Origin of the sequence: Arthrobacter sp. RAF14 (genome assembly GCF_052114185.1) — a bacterium.
Taxonomy (GTDB): domain Bacteria; phylum Actinomycetota; class Actinomycetes; order Actinomycetales; family Micrococcaceae; genus Arthrobacter_E.
In genome coordinates, this window is the sequence record NZ_JBFREG010000005.1 from 19840 (window position 1) to 37848 (window position 18009).

Sequence of the window (18009 nt, forward strand, 5' to 3'; positions counted from 1 at the left end):
AAATGGCATTTGGTTTTGGGCTGAACCCGGCCTGACTGGAATACTCGGACCATGGCCAGACCCCGCACGCGCCTGCTCTCGCGCGACATCATCCTGGACGCGGCGCTGGAACTGATCGACCGCCACCACGACTTCACCATCCAGGGGATCGGCAAGCATCTGGGCGTGAACCCTTCGTCGCTGTATCACCACCTCAGCGGCGGCCGGGACGAGATCATCAACGCGCTCCGCGAGAGGTTCTACCGGAAGATCAGCCTCGACGCGCTGCGGGACGCGGACCGTCCCTGGCAGGAGCGAGTGGAGCACTGGATCCGCTCCTACCGCGAGGCCGTGGCCCAGTATCCCGCCGCGATCCCGCTCCTGATGGGGCGCATGGTGGATGACCGGCCGACGCTTGCGGTCTACGAGGCGCTGGTCGCGCTGCTCGTCGAAGCGGGCGTGCCGGCCGGACAGCGTGTCGCGGTGGTGTCCATGCTCGACGCCGTGGTGTTCGGTTCGGCGGCCGACGCCGTCTCGCCGGACCCCCTCTGGCTCACCAGCCCCGCTGGCCAGCCGGCGCTTCACGCGGCGGTCGCCGCCGCGACGCCGTCCGAACGGGTGGTGGAGGGGCTCAGCCTGGCGGTTCAGGCGTCCGTCGCCTGGATCGAGGTCCTGGCGGCGAGAGGCGCGGCGGAGGCTAGGCCGTCCGGTTCTCCCGCGCCCGGCGACGCATGAGCGCGCGGCCGGGCACGCCGTCGTACACCGACTCGAAGCCCGCCTGCTCGAAGAGCGCCACCGTCCCATGGAACAGATCCGAGGACGTCGCCTTGGGCCGGCTGGCGGTGTCCACCGGGTAGCCTTCCACCCAGTCGGCCCCGTGCTCGGCCGCGAAGGCGACCGCCGCGTCCAGCAGCGCGCGGGCCACCCCGCGACGGCGGTGTGTCCGCGCCACCACGAAGCAGCTCACCACCCAGTGCTCGCCGTCCTCGGGCGGGGCGACCCGGTCGGAGCGCTGCACGAGCTGCAGATGCTCCACGCGGGGATAACAGCGACGCGGGGCCACCGCGGCCCAGCCCACCGCCTCGCCGTCGGCGAAGGCCAGAACCCCCGGGGGCACGGCATCCTGCTGGAACTGCCCGTGGAGGAGCTCCTTGCGTTCCTCCCGAGAGTGGCTCTTCCACTCGGCCGGCCGGAGGGTGAACCACTGGCACCAGCAGCCCGCCGCATCCCCGCCCAGGGAGAAGAGGCGTTCCACCTCCTCCCATTCCGCCGGGGCTGTCCGGATGCCGTCGGGCCGGGGTGCGTGAGTGTCCACGGTGCTCATGAATCCACTCTGGCCTGGGGAGAGTGTCCTGTCGAGAGCCTGGGTCCGTACCATCAGAAGGTGCGACTTCTCCTGATCGGCTGCGGCCTCCTCCTCCTGGGCGGCATCGCGGTGCTCACCGGAGTGCTCCCGGCCGCCGAGGCGCTCGCCTTGGGTGAGCGGGTGCTACCGGTGCTGCTGTTCGCCGGGGGGATCACCGTGGTGGCCGAACTCGCGGCCGACGCAGGGGTGTTCCGCGCCGTCTCCGGCCTGCTGGCGGGCCTGGCGCGGGGCCGCACGGTGCTGCTCTGGCTGCTGATCGTGTTGCTCTCCATCCTGTGCACGGCGTTCCTGTCGATCGACACCACGGCCGTGCTCCTGACGCCGGTGGTGGTGCTCCTGGCATCCCATGCCGGGCTCCGTCCGTTCCCGTTCGCCCTGACCACGGTCTGGCTGGCCAACACGGCGTCGCTGTGGCTGCCGGTGTCCAATCTGAGCAATCTGCTCGCCACTCACCGCCTGGGTGATGGCAGCGCCGGGGCGTTCCTCCAGCTGCTCTGGGCGCCCGCCCTGGTCGCCAGCCTGCTCCCGGCGCTTCTCATCTTCCTGCTGTTCCGCCGGGAACTGCGCGGGACGTTCACCCCCGAGGCCGTGAAGCCGCCCGAGGACAAGGTCCTCTTCTGGATCTCGGCCGGGGTGACGGCGGTGCTGCTGCCGCTGCTGACCAGCGGCCTGGAACCGTGGATCCCGGCGTGCGGGGCGGCGTTCGTGCTGCTCGTGGTGTTCGCCGTCCGACGCCGGGCCTCCCTGAGCTGGCGACTGTTCCCGGGGCCGCTGATCGTCTTCGTGTGCGGCCTCTTCCTAGTGGTGCAGTCCGTGCACTCGCTCGGTGTCACGAGCGTCCTGGCGGGCCTTGGCGGTCAGGGGTCCGGCCTGCCGCAGCTTCTGGCCATGGCCGGGAGCGGCGCCGTCGGATCCAACGCCGTGAACAATCTGCCGGCATATCTGGGCCTGGAACCGTTCGCCACATCGCCCCAGCTGCTCGGAAGCCTGCTCATCGGTGTGAACACCGCGCCGCTCGTGACCCCGTGGGCGTCACTGGCCACGCTGCTGTGGCACGACCGCCTGAAAACGGTGGGTGTCAGTGTCAGCTGGGGCGCGTACATCCGCCTGGGCCTGGTCGCCGCGCCGCTGGTGATGGTCGCCTCGGTGCTGGCCCTCTGGCTCACACGGGGCTGAGCCGCCGTTCCGGCGCCCCGTCCTGCATCCTGACCCGGCCCTGTCGTGCGACATGACCGGCTTGCCTGCTTGCGGGATACTCGGTGAGACTGTGATGATGCCGCTCGCCAGGAGCAGGTCCGCCGGAGATCCGGGACCGCCCGGCGAGTCGCGTGTCTGACTCCGCCCGACGAGTGGCGGAGGCCGGATTTCCGGCACACCGGGTAGTTCCGGGCAGGGGGACAAGGAATGAACGGAGCAGGACTTTGACACCGAATGATCCGGCAGCGGACAGCGCTGCCCAGAATCAGGACGGACGGCCCGGCATGCCGGGCGGGCAGCCCCAGAATCAGGGTGGCCAGGCCGCCGCACCGGGCCGGCAGCCCGAACCCGTGAGCGGGTTTCAGCCCGAACCGTTCGGCGTCCCGGCGCCGCAGCCGTACGGCGTTCCTGACCAGGCGCCCGCCATGCCGCCGCTGCCCGATCACGCGCCACAGCCACCCCGGAAGCGGCGCACGGGGCTCGTGATCGCGCTGGTGGCGGCGCTCGTCGTCGTGCTGGGGATCGGTGGGGTGGGCCTCTGGGCGCTCGTCCGGGGACCCGGCGGAGGCGCCACGCCCACGGCCGCCGTCACCAACGTGATCGACGGCATCGGCTCTCACGACCTGCTCAAGCTGACCTCGATCATGGCGCCCAGCGAAGCCAAGTTCATCACCCAGGTCACCCAGGAAGCGGCGAAGCTGAAGCCCAACGGCGGCCTGGACACCATGAAGCGCACCCAGGACGCCTTCCAGAGCCTGAGCGTCAAGGAGAATTCCTTGACGTTCACGGAGGAGAAGATCGCAGACGGTGTCACGTTCGTCGAGATCACCAGCGGCAGGCTCGTGATCGACGGCGACGCCGAGAAGATCGCCGACCTCCAGGCCACGGCGGGTGAAGCCGCAGCCCGTGACAAAGCGAAGGCCACCGGCGCCGACGACGAGGAGATCAAGCAGGAACTGCAGCGCCAGAAGGAGAAATCCCTGGAGCAGGTCAAGCGCATGCTTCCCCTGACGATCGATGTGGATTCCCTGCACCGGCAGTTCGGGCCCCAGACGCAGTTCGGACTGGTCACCGTGAAGGAGGGCGATTGGTACATCAGCCCCATGATGTCCGGAGCGGAACTGGGCCGTCAGATGCTGGGCCGGAACGGCGGCAAGGCTGACCGTGGCGCCCGCGTGGTGGACGCCAAGCGCTTCGACACCCCGGAGGCCGCCGCGAAGGGCATGTTCGACGGCCTGGCCGCCGCGCTCAACTCCGGCGGCTCCGATCTCACCCCGTTCGCCGAGACCCTGCCGCTCGCGGAGCGCCGTCTCGTCTCCATTTACGGTGGATCACTGATCAATCCGTCGGTCTCCCGCTCGCTGCGCCAGTTCCAGGTCACCGTGCAGGAGGCCGGCGGCGAGGCTGCGGTGGACGGCGACGTCGCACGCATCAACCTCAAACTCGCCGCGGAGCTCAAGAGCGGCAGCGGGGGTGGCGGTGGCGCAGCCTTCCAGATCGCCGACAGCTGCCTCTGGATGAAGCCGCTGGGTGGTTTCGACGACGCCGAGAAGCGGGGCGGCTGCCTGAAGGACGTCGAACTGCTGCGCAACATCGGGCTGGACACCGCGCCGCTGGTCGCGGTGAAGGAGGGCGGCGGCTGGCTGGCGAGTCCGCTCGGCACCGTGGCGGACTTCGGCGCCCGCTTCATGGTCGCCATCGAACCGTGCGTCAAAGACAACCGTTTCGCGGAGAACTGCGTCAAACAGTGACCGCGGGACCAGGGGCCCTCCGGCGCTGCCGGAGGGCCCCTGGCGTCTCCGGATCGCTTGTCGGTCCGGTTCGCTATGGTTGCTGTAGTCAACCGATCTCAGGAGGTCCCATGTCGTACGCCGTGGATTTCGTCAATGTCTCCACCGCCGGGCTGGAGTCCTCGCCCGTCGTGGACGCGCTCGCGGGCCTGAGGGCCAATGAGGCCAGGTACTTCAAGAACAAGTACGACCACGTCTTCACCGTCCAGCCGGCCTCCGAGGCTCCGGAGGTGCTGGACCGGGTGAACCGGATCCTGCGCGAGGAGCGGGAGATCGTCATCGCCTCCACGCCGCTGGAGGTCTCCTCCTTCGAGGTGGACGGGATCCGCATGGACTACGTCATCTACGAATCCGGCCTGGTCCTCAATGTGATGTACGCGCTGGAGGACGGCGGGAAACGGGCCGTGGGCTTCAAGCTCTCCCAGGGCATGGAGGTCCCGGAGGAGCTGGCGTCGCGCTTCAAGTTCGCGCGCCAGAAGTCGAAGCTGGCCGGGGAGATCCGCGGTTCGTACTTCGTGATCAAGGGCGAATACTGAGCGTTCCGGATTCTCCTGTCAGTCATGGCCCCGGGGGCGCGGTGCGGGGAACGGCCGACGGCGACAGGGACTGAAGCTGTTGCAGGATCTCAAGCTGCTCCTGGTTGATCCTCATCAATTGCTCGATTTCGAGCTTGGCTTCGACGTTCGTGTCGAAGTCGTGCTGAGCCATGGCGGCGGCGATCGCGTCCTGGCGTTTGGCTGCTATCAGCAGGATGGCACCCTGTAGCCCGGCCAGCATGGACAGGAACAGGTTGAGCAGGATGTAGGGGTAGGGATCCCACGCAGTGGATGCCAGAACCCAGCTGTTGACGGCGGCCCACGTCATCATGAATACCAGGAAGCCGACCACGAACGGCCAACTGCCCATCCCATTGCGCATGAAGTCCGCTGCCCGCTCACCCGGCGTGAGCGAGGCACGGTGTTTGTCATGCCACGTTTTTCGTTCTGTCTCCATGATTCAGCGTATTCCCGTTGGGAGCGCCCTCGCAGGGCGGTTTTCTTTCCCGGGCTGCTCCGATCACGTCGAGCGGCCATCGCGGACGAGGGTGACATGTGTGCGTCCGGGGCTCCGAACCCGAAACCCGGCCGCGGCCCTCAGCCGGGAAGCTCGTAGAAGACCGAGCCGATCTGATGTCCGGCTTCGGTGGCGGGGTTCCAGGCGACGCCTTCGGGAGTGGCCGGGTTGCCCGGCTGCGAGTTGCTGCTCTGCGGCCAGATGAGCAACTTCCAGTAGCCGGAGAGGTCGAGGCGGAAGGAGCCCAGGGTGCCTCCGAGGTAGACGCCGGAGAGGTCGCCGATCCGGTGCGGAATGGTCAGGACGCGGGGTTCGGGGGTGATCGAGGCGGCCGTGCCGGATTCGTGGACGAATTGGAAGTAGACCGAGGTGGTCAGGTCGTTGCCCTGGGCCGCGGTGCGCCCGGAGGCCTTCGCGCCGACGAAGAACCGGTTTCCGTCGATCAGCCCGTCGGATCCGGCGCTGACCACATTTCCCCAGCCGGTCTGTGAGTCGGGGCCGGGGTATCCCGGGACGCCGGAGGTGATGGTGTCCCAGGCGTTGACCCCCAGTGGCCTGCCGTCGCCCCCGAAGTGGATCTGCTCGAACGGCATGGCCAGCGTGGTGACCGTGCCGTCCGGCCATGTGGCGCGGAGGGGCCAGAGGTGGGAGCCGAAGGGGGCGTTGGGGACATCCGCGTCGCCGCGGGCGGAGAGGAAGATCCTCTCGAAGTCGTCCTCCAGGCGCTCGGCGTGCACGACGTCGTAGCGCTGGTCGACCGGCCGTGCCGTGGTGCTCAGCGTGGTCCAGCCGGTCCCGGCCTCCGGGTAGAAGAGGTACTCGAGCCTGCGCGGGCGGACGCCCCGGGGGACGACGGCGGTGAAGTCGGCGCGGAATTCATCGGGACCGTCGCCGATGGCGTTGATCCCGCCGAGCAGGGCCAGGGAGTACACCGGCTCAACCGTCAGGACCGCGGACGCCGTGACACCCGTGCCCGGGAACCCGGCCAGCAGGGAGACCGTCCCCGCTCGGGTTCCGGCGCGGAAAGGCGGCACCGCGAACGTTCCGTCCCCCCGGCCGATGACGCGCGGCATGCCGGGCTGCCCGGTCCCGTCCACCCAGGCGAACCCCACTGGCAGGGTCACGGCCGTGTCGAGGCCGTTGCTCGCCGTCGCCGTCGTGGTCACTCCGGTCACGGTGGAGCCTCCGACGACGACGCCGGGCACCCCGTTGAGCACCAGACGGGGAGCGGCGCTCGCGACGGCCGCCGGAGCCGCGACGGCCGCGACGATCACCGGCACGGACCAGGCGGACGCCTGGACGAGCGAGCGCCGGGAGACGGAGCGCCGTCCCGGTCCTGTCAGGGCGCCCCGGTGCTGTGGCCCGGTCCGGGTGTTGTCCGTTGAGGCCTGAGGGTAGTCAGTGGCGTGGTTTGACATGCATGCTCCTGGAAGTCTCCGGCCCGGCGGCGATGACCTGCGGCCGGGATCTGTGCGGCAGCTCGGACGACCTGCCTGACTTGGAGAAACTATCCAAGGAGAACGACGGATCCGGACCGTTCCGTCGGCTTTCCACCGGGCTTTCCACCCGTTCCGGCGCGTTGGGTGAAGCCGGTCACCCGGGTTGGTGAGGGGCGTCTCAGCTTTCGAAGAATCCGCCGCGTTCCAGCAGTTCCACGGCTTCCTGCCGGGAGTTGACCTGGAGTTTGCGGTAGATGGCGATCGCCTGGGACTTGATGGTGCTGGGGGCGACATGGAGTTCGCGGGCGATCCGGGGGAGCGTGGAATCGGAGCGGAGCAGGGTGGCCACGAGCCGTTCGCGCTCGGACAAGGTGGGCAGCACGAGTGCCGGTGTGGCGGTCTGGAGGACATCCCGGGCCTGGCGGCGGAGGAGCACGGCGTCGTCTGCGAGCCAGGGGGCCTGCTGCTCCACTTGCGTCAGGAGGAATTCCAGTTCGTCGACCGGGGTGGTCAGCAGTGCCGGGCCGGAGGCCGAGAGCCGCAGGAGATGGATCGCGTCACCGAACTCGTGGAGGCCCGTCTGAGTGTTGCCGAGGCGGAGATTCGCGATCGCACGGCGCAACAGCACTTGGGGCAGGGTCCAGAGATTGTGGGTGGTGCGCAATTGGAGGCAATCGCTGGTGCCGCTCAGGACGCCGCGGTAGTCCTGGAGCTGCAGCGCGGCCGAGGCCCGCAGCGTGCCGGTGCAGAGGAAGTGGTTCTCCGAGGAATCCAGACCTCGCAGCACGCCCTGGGCGCGGAGCGGATCTCCGCGGAGGATCAGGAGGAATGCCTGGATGGAGACGGCGTAGTCGCGGAGAAGGTGAGGGGTGAACGGCTGGCTCTTGCCCATGGAGAGCAGGGAGGCCTGCGTCATGGCTTCATGGAGGCGGCCGTGCAGGATGTGGCCGAGCGTGGCGACCATGTCCACGAGCGAACCGGCGCCGGCGTCAGAGTCCCGCAGGGCTTCCACACGGGGGAGGAGACGGTCCATCCGGGCCTGATCCGAGCGGGTGAACGCGATCAGGGATTCCGCGATGGCTTCCATGTACTCGGCGCGCCCTGTGTCCCAGCCCTGCTTCCGCGCCAGCTCCCGCATGGCGGTCAGGTGGTCCTCTGCGGCCTGATGCTCGCCGCCGAACGCCGCCGCCGCGGCGAGGAGGCCGTGGGTCCGCTGGATCCAGAGGGGATCGCCGTGTGCCGCGGCGTAGTCGGAGAGCCGGACTCCGTGCTCCAGGGCGACGGTGGAGAGCCCTCCGGCGAGGGCCGCCTCGGACAGTGCCGCCTCCAGCGCCAGGAAGCCCGGCACGGAGTCCGTGGCGGCGGGGGCTGCGGACAGCCGCGATGCGCGCACCGCGTCCGCGAGTTCCTGGGTGGCCACCTGGTCATTGGCGCGGACCTGGGCCATGATCATGGCGGCCGAGACGCTCTGGCGCTCAGCCGGGGAGAAGGCGAACCTGTCCAGCGAGGCGGGTTTCACCAGCCGCAGAGTGTCGACCATGTACCGCGGGACCGTGGTTCCGCCCGGCAGGGTGGAGCCGATGAGCCGTTCCGTCGCCAGGAGGATCCAGTCGCGGTGCGCTGACTGTTCAGCGGCCACGGCAGACCTCGCCCGGTCGCCGGTCCATCTCACCGTGCCGAAGCGAGGGCCAGCGCGCGGCCCGTCAGCGACTCGGCGCACTCCAGCAGGTCCGTGGGGCGGCCGGCGAAGAGCAGACTGCCGCCGTCGGATCCTGCGCCGGGACCGATGTCGATCACGTGGTCGGTCTGCGCGATGACCCGCAGATTGTGTTCCACCACCACCAGGGTGGCGCCCGCATCCACGAGTTCCGCGAACAGGGCGTTGAGCCGGTCCACGTCGCTCGGATGAAGGCCCGTGGTGGGTTCGTCCAGCACGATGTGTTCGGCGCTGAGATTCTCGGAGGAGCGCAGGTGTTTGGCGAGCAGGAGCCGCTGCTTCTCACCTCCGGAGAGGGTGTCCAGCGATTGCCCGACGGCGAGATAGCCGAGCCCGACCCTCTCCAGCCAGCTCATGGCGGAGACGATTGCGGGATGTCCGGAGAACAGGGCGGCCAGTGGTGCGGCGGTCATTCGCAGGACGTCGGCGACGGTGTGTCCGTCGATCCGGACGCTCAGTGCTTCGCCGTTGAACCGCTCTCCGCCGCAGACGTCGCAGGGGGTGGCGACATCGTCCAGAAAGGCGAGTTCCGTGGTGATGTGGCCCTTGCCCTTGCATGCCGGGCACGCGCCCTTCGAGTTGAAGCTGAACCAGGCCGGCGCCAGGCCGCCGACGTCGGCGAAGACGTCACGGACCTCATCCGCGACGCCGAGGACGCTGAGGGAGGTCGAGCGGATGCCGCCGCGGAGCGGGTCCTGGCCCACCACCGTGAAACCGGGGTGCTGGCGGGGCAGCTCCTCGGTGGCGAAGGAGCTCTTGCCGGAACCCGCCACGCCGGTCACCGCGGTGAGCGCGCCGAGTGGGACGTCGACGTCGAAGCCCCGGAGGTTGTGCGCCGAGGCCCCGCGGACGCTCACGCTGCCGCGGGCCTCCCGCGCTGTCTCCTTGAGGCGGAGCGGACGGGAGATCAGCCGTCCCGTGAGCGTGTCACTCTCCGCCAGGGCGGCCGGGGTGCCCTCGAACTCGATCCGCCCGCCGGCGGCGCCCGCCCCGGGGCCGATGTCGATCACGTGGTCGGCGATGCGGATCACCTGGGGGTGATGCTCGACCACCAGCACCGTGTTGCCTTCCTCCCGCAGCCGTTGCAGGAGCCGGTTCAGTCTCTGCACATCGGCGGGGTGGAGCCCGGTGGACGGCTCGTCGAAGACGTACGTGACATCGGTGAGCGCGCTGCCCAGATGACGCACGATCTTCACGCGCTGGGCTTCCCCGCCGGACAGCGTTGAGGACTGGCGGTCCAGCGACAGGTACCCCAGACCGACGGAGAGCAGCGCGTCCAGGGTGTGGCGGATCCCCACCAGGGCGGGCTCCACGCGCGGGTCATCCATCTCCTCCAGGAGGGCCCGGAGTCCGGAGACGGACATGGCCGACCAGTCCACGATCGACCGGCCGTCGATGAGGCTGGCCCGCGCTGCGGCGTTCAGCCGGGCGCCCCCGCATTCGGGGCACTGCCGGTGGGACGTGAGGCGTTCCAGTTCGTCGCGCACGGGCGCCGAGATCTTCTCGGGCCGGTTCTTGACGTACACATCGCGCATGCGAGTGACCACCCCGTCGAATCGCGCGGTCTTCGGGAAACGGGGGTCCGGGTCTTTGAGCTTGAGCTGGTCCGCGTAGAGGAACAACTCCATCTCCTCCGGGGTGTACTCGCCGAGGGGCTTCGCACGGTCGAAAAGCCCGGAGTACGCGAATCGCTTCCACCGGTAGACGCCGGGCCGGAACTGACTGAAGCGCACCGGGCCTACATCGATGTTCTTGGAGAGGTCGATCAGTGCGTCGACGTCGATGTCGACCACCGTCCCCAGGCCTTCGCACCGGAGGCACATGCCCGCGGGATCGTTGAAGGAGTAGGCCGGGGAGTACCCGGCGGAAGGCTCCCCGACGCGCGAGAACACCAGGCGCAGCAGCGGTGCGATGTCCGAGGCGGTCGCGACGGTGGACCGGGCGTTGCCGGTGAAGCGGCGTTGATCGATGAGAGCGGTGAACGTCAGGCCGCCCATCGCCTGGACCTCCGGCGCGGGCATCTGGGGCAGCCGGTTGCGCACGAACGTCGGATAGGAGTCGTTGACGAGCCGTTGGGCCTCTGCGGCGATGGTGTCGAGCACCAGCGAGGACTTCCCGGACCCTGAAACCCCCGTCACCACCGTCAGTGCCTTCTTCGGCACGTCGACACTCACATTCCTGAGGTTGTTCGTGCTCGCACGAGTCACCCGGATGACGTTCTCCCCCTGCGCATTTCCCATGGTGCCATCGTAGGCACGCCGGGCTTGGCGGAACCGGTCCGGGCAGGGCGGTGGGCGGGTCGCCGTCGTCGTGCCCCTGAGCCGCGAGAGAACAGTTGGTGCCCCTTCCCGCGGGGGGAAGGGGCACCAACTGTTACTTCGCGGGATGGAGCGGGATCAGATGCCCACCGCGGTGATGGCGTTGTTCACCTGGGTGCAGTCTGCGGCGGTGGTGCCGGCGACGCCGTTGGTGACGTTCGCGGTGCAGGCCTGCTTCAGTGCGCTCTTGAGGGAGGCGTAGGTGGCGTTGGACGGCAGCAGGGTCTGCGTGGTCCAGTACAGCTCGGCCGCCTTGTGGACGCCCAGGCCGGTGACGGTCTGGCCGTTGAAGGTCGCGCCGTCGGTGATCAGGTAGGCCAGCTTGTTGCCCACGCCGCTGTTGGTGTGGACTCCACCGTAATCGTTGCTCTGGTTCGGGTTGGTGCTGGTCGCGTGCCAGTACGTGCCCTTGTAGATCTCCGGCTGCTGGTAGCTCTTCGGGCTCTTCATGTCACGGATGACGCCCAGCGAGCTGCCTTCGCCCATCTTCCAGCGGTTGGCCGCGGTGTCATCGGAGCTGCCGTTGGTGATGTCCACCAGTTCACCGAACACGTCGGACATGGACTCGTTGATGGCGCCGGCTTCGTTCTGGTACTGGAGGCCGTTGGTCTTGGAGGTGACGCCGTGGGTCAGTTCGTGGCCGGTGACATCGTCGGTGGTGACACCCTCGCCGTAGACCATGGCGCTGATCTCGTCGGACCAGAAAGCGTTCGTGTAGGGGCAGGCGTCGCCGCTGACGCACTGACGGACACTGCCGCGGATCGCGGTGCCGATGCCGTCGTTGTAGTTCGCTCCCACCAGGGTGGTCAGGTCACCGGCGTTGGTGTTGGCCGCGTAGAAGGAGCTGGTGTCGCCGAAGAAGTTGTAGACGGCGTTGACGTCGGCCACGCTGGAGGCCGCCTGGCCTTCCTTGCGGGCCAGCTTGTTCTTGGTGGTGGCGCCGCACTTGAGGTCGTCGTACGTGACGCCGCTGTTGCGGTTGGCGTCACACACGGCGCGGTTGAGTTCGTGGGTGTTCGTGGCGGTGGCCAGGACATCCGATGAGCCGTTCGCGGCGACCGTCACCGTGAAGCTGGCGTCCTTGTTGCTCACCACGACCTGGTAAGCGGGCTGGCCGACGGTGCCGCCCTCCGGGAAGCCTGCGAGGGCCGGGGCGTACCAGACGGTCTTGGTGACCTTGGCCTTGGAGGCCGGGAGCTTGACCTGGGCGGCGGCCGCTTCCTTGGCGGCCTTCTCGCCCTTGGCCAGATCACGCTGCTGCGGGAAGGTGGCCGTGGTGGTGCCGGTGGCCACCGAACCCATGGCCTGGATCAGGGCGCCGTCCTTGTCGAGGGTCTGGGCGATCGAGGAACCGGCCACCTCGTGACCGTCGATCACCTGGACGAAGCGGGCGAGGTGGCCCGTTCCGAGCTGCTGGTCCCGGACCTGCTTGAACTGGGATCCGGGCGCCGAGCCGAACGACTCCTCCAGCATTCCGCTGACGGTATTGCGATCGACACGATGTGACTTGCTCTTGAAGACGAAGCTTTCGGCCTGGCCTGACTTCGAGGTGAACGCTTGGCTGTCGTCCGGGTTGCTCTGGCCGGCCCAGGCCGTGTTGACGGAAAGGCCGACTGTGGCGAGTGCACCGACAGCGCACATGGTTCCCAGCCTCTTGAGGCCTGACGTGGATCGCACGATGATTCCTCCTGATTTGGTTTGGTGTTGCCCCCCGACTGAGAATGCAGGAGGAGTTAACCCCCAGTCAAGGGGTTTCTAAATTTGTCATGAAATGACATCTTCAAAAAATCAGCGTGAACTGAGAGTCCACTCCGCCACTTCCGCGGGATGACGCGGGAAGAGCAGGCCATCGATCGCCACGCCGGGCTCCCGGGGAACTTCGCGCTAGCCTTGGAAGGCGGCGTGTGTCGAAGCCGTGTCACACCGTCCGGAGGGAGCTTCACCGATGCGCGAGCCGTCCAGGACCACCGCCCACGGCACGGTCCCCCCACTGCATCTGGACCCCCGGGCGATCGGCTGGGTCTTCGGCGGTGGAGTGCTCGGCGCCTATGCGCGGTACGGTCTGTCCGCGGCTGTCCCGGCCCCCGACGGCTGGCCTGTGGCCACCGTGCTGATCAATGTGCTGGGCGCCTTCCTGCTCGGCCTGCTGCTGGAGTCGCTCATCCGCCGTGGCTCGGACATCGGCTGGGCCCGTCGGCTCCGCCTCGTGGCCGGCACGGGCTTCCTGGGCGCCTTCACCACGTACAGCACCTTCGCCGTCGACGCCGTCCATCTGCTGCAGGCGGGCCGCCTCGCCGGAGCCTTCGGGTACCTGGCCGCGACGCTCCTGCTCGGGGGCGCGGCCACGGCCCTCGGCATCTGGCTCGCCGCGCTGAGTCACCGGCTGCGGGAGACTCGACGTGATGCTCGCCCGACGGCGGGAGGGGGCGCATGAGCGCGTTGATCCCGCTGTGGCTGGCTCTCGCGGGAGGCGCGGGCGCCGTCGTGCGTTTCATGCTCGACGGCGCGGTGCGGCGCCGCTGGCCCACCGACTTCCCGTTCGCCACCCTACTCATCAACGTCACCGGGTCTTTCGCCCTGGGCGTGCTGGCCGGCGCCGTCGCGGCCCGCAGCATGGGGCCGGAGGTGCTGCTGATCGCGGGAACGGGGTTCCTGGGCGGGTACACGACGTTCAGCACGGCCAGCCTGGAGACCGTTCGGCTCCTCCACAACCGCGAGCCCCTGCGAGCGGTGCTCTACGGCCTGGGCGGCGCGGTGCTCTGTCTCCTGGCGGCCTGGGGCGGAATCGCGCTCGCCTGATCCTCCCGGGCATCGCCGGTTCTCGCCGGGCCTGACGGTTCCGGACACGCCGCGGCCCGCCGGCCCGGTGATGTCACCGGGCCGGCGGGCCGAATTCGTGCCGACCGTCCGGGGTCTGGCAGATGGAGCGCTCGGACTAGACCGCGTCGCTCGCGCGGACGGCCGATTCGATGCGTTCGCCGACCTCCTGATCGATCTTCTTCCAGTACTCGAAGACCCGGCTGAGGACGGGCTCCACGACCTGCCCGGCCACCATGCCGGCGACCGTGTCCACCAGCCGGTCGCGCTCCCCGTCGTTCATGACGTCGCGGACCAGCGTGTGGGCCTGGCCGAAGTCATCGTCCTCGGCGTGCAGCGTGTACGCGGAACGGACCAGCTCGCCGTCGGCCTCCCAGCCGTTGTCGACCCGGCCCTGCGTGTCCTGGAAGGGACGGCCGTACGAGTTCGGGGCATAGACGGGGGCCGCGCCGCTGTGGTGGTACTGCATGGCCCCTTCCTTGTCGTAGGAGTTCATCGGGACCGCCGGGCGGTTGACCGGCAGCTGGTTGAAGTTGGTGCCGAGACGGTTCCGCTGGGCGTCCGGGTAGGAGAAGATCCGGCCCAGCAGCATCTTGTCCGGTGAGACGCCGATGCCCGGCACCAGATTGGACGGGCTGAAGGCCGCCTGCTCGATCTGGGCGAAGTGGTTCACCGGGTTCTGGTTGAGCGTGAAGCGGCCCACCGGGATGCGCGGGTAGTCCTTCTTGGACCACACCTTGGTCAGGTCGAAGGGGTTGAAGCGGTAGCTCCGGGCCTCCTCGTACGGCATGATCTGGACCTCGACGCGCCAGGACGGGAACTCGCCGCGGCCGATCGCCTCGAAGAGGTCCCGGCGGTGGGCGTCGGCGTCCTCGCCGGCCAGGGTGGCGGCTTCGTCGTTCGTGAGGAACTCGAGGCCCTGCTCGGTCAGGAAGTGGTACTTCACCCAGAAGCGCTCACCGGCCTCGTTGACCCACATGTAGGTGTGGGAGGAGTAGCCGTTCATGTGGCGCCAGCTCCGCGGGATGCCGCGGTCGCCCATGAGGTAGGAGACCTGGTGCGAGGATTCGGGGGAGAGCGTCCAGAAGTCCCACTGCATGTTGACGTCCCGCAGGCCGGAGTCCGGCAGGCGCTTCTGGGAGTGGATGAAGTCCGGGAACTTCATCGGGTCCCGGACGAAGAAGGTCGGCGTGTTGTTGCCGACGATGTCGTAGTTGCCGTCTTCGGTGTAGAACTTCAGCGCGAATCCACGCACGTCCCGCCAGCTGTCCGGCGAGCCGAGTTCACCGGCCACGGTGGAGAACCGGGCGAGCATGGGGGTCACGGCGCCCTGCTGGAACACCTTCGCCTTGGTGTAGGCCGAGACGTCCTCGGTGACCTCGAGCTGTCCGAAGGCGCCCGAGCCCTTCGCGTGAGGGCTGCGCTCCGGGATGCGTTCACGGTCGAACCGCGCCAGCTTCTCCACGAGGGCGATGTCATGCAGGAGCAAGGGGCCGTCCGGCCCCACACTCAGTGAGTGTGCGTCGTTGTCGCGGCGCGCGCCCGATTCCGTGGTCGACGGCACAGGGGCGTCGAGTTGCGAGTCACTGTCGAATGTCATGTCGTGCTCTCCTTCGGTCGTTCGGGTCAGGCTTCCGTATCCCGGGCGAGGTGCACTCGGCGCTGAGGGCGGACCCTCGGCCCTCCGGATCCACGGGGGACCGGAGCGCGGCGCCGTGGTCCTGAACTGGGATTTCTCTGGACGGACGGCACCGGATCGCGAGAAACGCCTCGCACGGCCATTCTTCAAGAATCAATCACGAGCGTCAAAGCCACCGGGCCCGCCGGGCATGGCGACCGTGCGGGGAACGGGGTTTCGTGCGCTGGCGCCGGAGGAAGGTCTGTGGAGCCATGTCTAGCATGAGGCGAGGACTACCGCCCATCAGATCGGAACATATCGTGCCTGAAGCGAGCCAGACGCCTGGACATACGGCGAACGATTCGAGCTTCGCCTGCAGGTGCTGACTCGGGGCCTTCAGGCCCGTCCGGGCGGAGGGCTCCACCGGGATCCGCAGCAGGGGCGCATCCGGCAGAGGCTACATCAGGGGAATGACCGTCAGGGATCCGACATCGCGGAAACGGTCATCCTGGATGATCAGCGCCGGTCGAGGTTTGGGGGCATACCCGCCACCGGCCACCGTCCAGATCTCGCCCCTCACTCCTCGTCCCAGGACACGGACACCTCGTCGATCCACTCATGGACCGCCTCGTGTCGGTCTGCCTCTGCGACCAGGGCGCGATCGGCGCTGAGGCGGAGCAGAAGGTATGACTTTCACCGGGGCCCTTTCTTAGGGAATCGCCCCGATCGTTCTCAGGACTACGGTGGTCGCAGTCCATGCTCCGGTAGCTTTGGAGATCAAATCGAGGAGGGCGTTCGCTTTATTTATGGCGCTAGATTCGCGGCCCGCGTTCATGTCCGCTTCCAGAGCATCTGCCGTAGATGCAGCCTCCTCTGCCTCAACGCCGGACAACGACCCGGAATCTAGACGCAGTGCCTCGATGAGTTGGACCAGTTGCTCAGTAGGCAGCGTCTCGATCCGCCGGGTTTGGCTTATCGCTGTATTCGCGGTCCCCACCGCGATGGCACTTCCGGGGCTGTTTTTGATGGTTGTCTTGGTCTTCTTCTTCTTCTGCTTCTTGATCTTGGTCTGGTTCCCGATGAGTGTCTTGATAGTCACCTCAGTCTTGGCTCCGTTCGCGAGTTGATGCCAGTCGCGATCGCTGAGCTTCACGTACGAGGGTGGGTTAGCGAAGAGCACCCATGACAGGGTTTGGAAGAACTGCTCGAGCTTGTCCTGTGAGTACGCCGGGAGAATGATCTGCCGTGATCGGAGGTCCGCCAAGATCCAGTGCCTGTCTGCCTTCGACGTCCCCTTCTGCCTCCAGAAGACTCCCAGGGGGACTGCTTTGCCTTGGGTGGGAGACTGGTCCTTCACAAAACCCAAGAGCTCTCCTCTGATCCGGAGGATCTCCTTCTCGTTCAACTGTGCTTGCGCCGCGTAACGGCGGATACGCGCTCTCGGTACCAGAATGAATAGCGCAACGATCACAACTGCACACACTGCCAGGACGATGATGGCCCATGTGACGAACGTCTGGAGGTTCGACGTCAGTGTGCTAAGCGGGGACAGATGCGTCGGGGTCGGCGTTGGAGTTGGTTTCACAGTGGCAATCTCCGATAGTGGATGGCTTCGATGAGTTCATTTGGATCTGAGATCCCCCACTCGCCCGGGCGTGCTGGGTGACTTGGTGGAGGATGTTCTTGGCTAGTTTCAGGGACTGCCCGTCGACCTTCCCGGGGCTGAAACTGATGTGCATGATCTTGGGCAGGGTCTGTTGTCCTTTCTCTGGAAGGTTGTGACCATGCCGGATGCATGTCCGCGGTGGGCGGCCAGATGGCGATGGGAAAGCCAGGGTCCTACCAGTCTTTTCCCGGGGGTGTGACCAGGTGGGGGTGCCCAAGAACGGAGAGAAATGGCAGGTCGCTGCGGTGGTCTCCGTAACCGTGCGACTTGGTGAGGTCGATCCCGTGAGCCCGAGCGTCGGCGAGGAGTGCCGTGCGTTTGGCATCGCCGATCATGGGTTCGCCGATCTCGCCGGTGAATCGGCCCTGACCGGTCAGGGGAACGGTGGCGATCACCCTGGTCACGTCGAGGGCTGCGGCCAACGGTTCGATGAGCTGCACAAAGGACCCTGAGAGCAGGATCCGGGCGTGGCCCTGCCGGGAGTGCCACTCGTACCTGGCCAGGACATCGCTCCTGAGAAAAAGGCCAGGTTCCTGCAGCCGGCCGGCCCACCAGTTGCCAGCCAGGTCGCAGATCTTCCGGACGTCCCGGCCCTTCCACCACTGGTAGTAGTACCGATTGGTGGATTCCCGCGGTTCCCCTTGAGCACGCCGGGCGGCGAGCTCTCGGAGAAATGTCTCGGCCTGTTCGGTCTGCCCGGTGGTGTGCGCGTCGTGGCGGAGGAAGGAGAACAGGGTGACGTCGTGGGTGAGGGTTTCGTCGACGTCGAAATACGCGGCCGTCTGGTTCAAACCCGGGCTCCTCCCCCGGCCATGCGCTCGGAGATGAGTTCCGCCAGGGCAGTGAAATTCTCGGCGGACGCGATTTCATATTCTTCGAGGTCGACATGGTAGCGCTGGCCGAGGAACACGACGAGCTCGACGCAGATGAGCGAGTCGACTTCGATATCGGTGAATGCTGCCGTGGGGGTGGCGCGGCCGCCGAGCTCGGAAATGTGCTCATTGATCAGGTCGACGAGTTCTTCTACGGAGAGGGTCTGGGTGGGCATG

17 protein-coding genes are annotated in these 18009 nt (G+C 67.6%); 6 read left to right on the plus strand and 11 right to left on the minus strand.

Annotated features, from left to right (window positions below):
- Nucleotides 1–51: 51 nt before the first annotated feature.
- Nucleotides 52–714: a TetR/AcrR family transcriptional regulator gene (locus AB4Y75_RS12370; protein ID WP_441436186.1), complete on the plus strand. Its 663-nt coding sequence runs from the start codon at nucleotides 52–54 to the stop codon at nucleotides 712–714.
- On the opposite strand, the gene AB4Y75_RS12375 is transcribed toward AB4Y75_RS12370, so the two are convergent.
- A complete protein-coding gene (locus tag AB4Y75_RS12375) occupies nucleotides 677–1303 on the minus strand; it encodes a GNAT family N-acetyltransferase (RefSeq protein ID WP_441436187.1) in 627 nt (208 codons plus the stop codon). The genes AB4Y75_RS12370 and AB4Y75_RS12375 overlap by 38 nt on opposite strands.
- A 60-nt stretch (nucleotides 1304–1363) precedes the next feature.
- Between AB4Y75_RS12375 and AB4Y75_RS12380 the strand changes: the two genes are divergently transcribed.
- The 3 genes from AB4Y75_RS12380 (at nucleotide 1364) to AB4Y75_RS12390 (ending at nucleotide 4868) form a co-directional block, all read left to right on the plus strand.
- A complete protein-coding gene (locus tag AB4Y75_RS12380) occupies nucleotides 1364–2521 on the plus strand; it encodes an SLC13 family permease (RefSeq protein WP_441436188.1) in 1158 nt (385 codons plus the stop codon).
- A gap of 245 nt (nucleotides 2522–2766) precedes the next feature.
- Entirely contained in the window at nucleotides 2767–4293 is a 1527-nt protein-coding gene (locus tag AB4Y75_RS12385) for a hypothetical protein (RefSeq protein WP_441436189.1), read from the plus strand.
- Between the two features lie 110 nt (nucleotides 4294–4403).
- Nucleotides 4404–4868 carry a phage tail protein gene (locus tag AB4Y75_RS12390; protein WP_441436190.1) on the plus strand — a complete coding sequence of 155 codons (465 nt, stop codon included), beginning with the start codon at nucleotides 4404–4406 and terminating at the stop codon, nucleotides 4866–4868.
- A gap of 22 nt (nucleotides 4869–4890) precedes the next feature.
- Here the strand turns inward: AB4Y75_RS12390 and AB4Y75_RS12395 are convergent, their stop codons facing one another.
- From AB4Y75_RS12395 to AB4Y75_RS12415, 5 genes are all read right to left on the minus strand, one after another.
- Nucleotides 4891–5325, minus strand: coding sequence for a DUF1003 domain-containing protein (locus AB4Y75_RS12395; protein ID WP_441436191.1), 435 nt, complete (start codon nucleotides 5323–5325; stop codon nucleotides 4891–4893).
- Nucleotides 5326–5465: 140 nt separating this feature from the next.
- Nucleotides 5466–6803: a hypothetical protein gene (locus AB4Y75_RS12400; RefSeq protein ID WP_441436192.1), complete on the minus strand. Its 1338-nt coding sequence runs from the start codon at nucleotides 6801–6803 to the stop codon at nucleotides 5466–5468.
- A gap of 199 nt (nucleotides 6804–7002) precedes the next feature.
- Nucleotides 7003–8463, minus strand: coding sequence for a response regulator transcription factor (locus AB4Y75_RS12405; protein ID WP_441436193.1), 1461 nt, complete (start codon nucleotides 8461–8463; stop codon nucleotides 7003–7005).
- A 29-nt stretch (nucleotides 8464–8492) separates the two neighbouring features.
- Nucleotides 8493–10781 carry an excinuclease ABC subunit UvrA gene (locus AB4Y75_RS12410; RefSeq protein WP_441436194.1) on the minus strand — a complete coding sequence of 763 codons (2289 nt, stop codon included), beginning with the start codon at nucleotides 10779–10781 and terminating at the stop codon, nucleotides 8493–8495.
- A 156-nt stretch (nucleotides 10782–10937) separates the two neighbouring features.
- Nucleotides 10938–12536: a M4 family metallopeptidase gene (locus AB4Y75_RS12415; RefSeq protein ID WP_441436195.1), complete on the minus strand. Its 1599-nt coding sequence runs from the start codon at nucleotides 12534–12536 to the stop codon at nucleotides 10938–10940.
- Between the two features lie 268 nt (nucleotides 12537–12804).
- Between AB4Y75_RS12415 and AB4Y75_RS12420 the strand changes: the two genes are divergently transcribed.
- Nucleotides 12805–13293: a fluoride efflux transporter FluC gene (locus AB4Y75_RS12420; RefSeq protein ID WP_441436196.1), complete on the plus strand. Its 489-nt coding sequence runs from the start codon at nucleotides 12805–12807 to the stop codon at nucleotides 13291–13293.
- Complete coding sequence (gene crcB, locus AB4Y75_RS12425; protein ID WP_441436197.1) at nucleotides 13290–13658, plus strand: fluoride efflux transporter CrcB; 369 nt, start codon at nucleotides 13290–13292, stop codon at nucleotides 13656–13658. The genes AB4Y75_RS12420 and crcB overlap by 4 nt, the downstream gene beginning before the upstream one ends.
- A gap of 136 nt (nucleotides 13659–13794) precedes the next feature.
- Here crcB and AB4Y75_RS12430 read toward each other — a convergent pair whose 3' ends face one another.
- The 5 genes from AB4Y75_RS12430 to AB4Y75_RS12450 form a co-directional block, all read right to left on the minus strand.
- A complete protein-coding gene (locus AB4Y75_RS12430) occupies nucleotides 13795–15276 on the minus strand; it encodes a catalase (RefSeq protein WP_441436198.1) in 1482 nt (493 codons plus the stop codon).
- A 475-nt stretch (nucleotides 15277–15751) separates the two neighbouring features.
- Nucleotides 15752–15910, minus strand: a complete 159-nt coding sequence (locus tag AB4Y75_RS12435) for a type II toxin-antitoxin system PemK/MazF family toxin (protein ID WP_441436199.1) — start codon at nucleotides 15908–15910, stop codon at nucleotides 15752–15754.
- Nucleotides 15911–16003: 93 nt separating this feature from the next.
- Nucleotides 16004–16699, minus strand: a complete 696-nt coding sequence (locus AB4Y75_RS12440) for a hypothetical protein (protein WP_441436200.1) — start codon at nucleotides 16697–16699, stop codon at nucleotides 16004–16006.
- Nucleotides 16700–17133: 434 nt separating this feature from the next.
- On the minus strand, nucleotides 17134–17751 hold the full coding sequence (locus AB4Y75_RS12445; RefSeq protein WP_441436201.1) for an HAD family hydrolase: 618 nt from the start codon (nucleotides 17749–17751) through the stop codon (nucleotides 17134–17136).
- A complete protein-coding gene (locus tag AB4Y75_RS12450; RefSeq protein WP_441436202.1) occupies nucleotides 17748–18008 on the minus strand; it encodes a hypothetical protein in 261 nt (86 codons plus the stop codon). The genes AB4Y75_RS12445 and AB4Y75_RS12450 overlap by 4 nt, the downstream gene beginning before the upstream one ends.
- Between the last annotated feature and the right edge of the window lies 1 nt (nucleotide 18009).

What these genes read in the sequence shown, in the direction of transcription:
- AB4Y75_RS12390 (WP_441436190.1), top strand. Translation starts at nt 4,404, where the DNA reads ATGTCGTACGCCGTGGATTTCGTCAATGTCTCCACCGCCGGGCTGGAG.
- AB4Y75_RS12375 (WP_441436187.1), bottom strand. Translation starts at nt 1,303, where the DNA reads ATGAGCACCGTGGACACTCACGCACCCCGGCCCGACGGCATCCGGACA.
- AB4Y75_RS12420 (WP_441436196.1), top strand. Translation starts at nt 12,805, where the DNA reads ATGCGCGAGCCGTCCAGGACCACCGCCCACGGCACGGTCCCCCCACTG.
- AB4Y75_RS12370 (WP_441436186.1), top strand. Translation starts at nt 52, where the DNA reads ATGGCCAGACCCCGCACGCGCCTGCTCTCGCGCGACATCATCCTGGAC.
- AB4Y75_RS12400 (WP_441436192.1), bottom strand. Translation starts at nt 6,803, where the DNA reads ATGTCAAACCACGCCACTGACTACCCTCAGGCCTCAACGGACAACACC.
- AB4Y75_RS12430 (WP_441436198.1), bottom strand. Translation starts at nt 15,276, where the DNA reads ATGACATTCGACAGTGACTCGCAACTCGACGCCCCTGTGCCGTCGACC.
- crcB (WP_441436197.1), top strand. Translation starts at nt 13,290, where the DNA reads ATGAGCGCGTTGATCCCGCTGTGGCTGGCTCTCGCGGGAGGCGCGGGC.
- AB4Y75_RS12450 (WP_441436202.1), bottom strand. Translation starts at nt 18,008, where the DNA reads ATGCCCACCCAGACCCTCTCCGTAGAAGAACTCGTCGACCTGATCAAT.
- AB4Y75_RS12410 (WP_441436194.1), bottom strand. Translation starts at nt 10,781, where the DNA reads ATGGGAAATGCGCAGGGGGAGAACGTCATCCGGGTGACTCGTGCGAGC.
- AB4Y75_RS12395 (WP_441436191.1), bottom strand. Translation starts at nt 5,325, where the DNA reads ATGGAGACAGAACGAAAAACGTGGCATGACAAACACCGTGCCTCGCTC.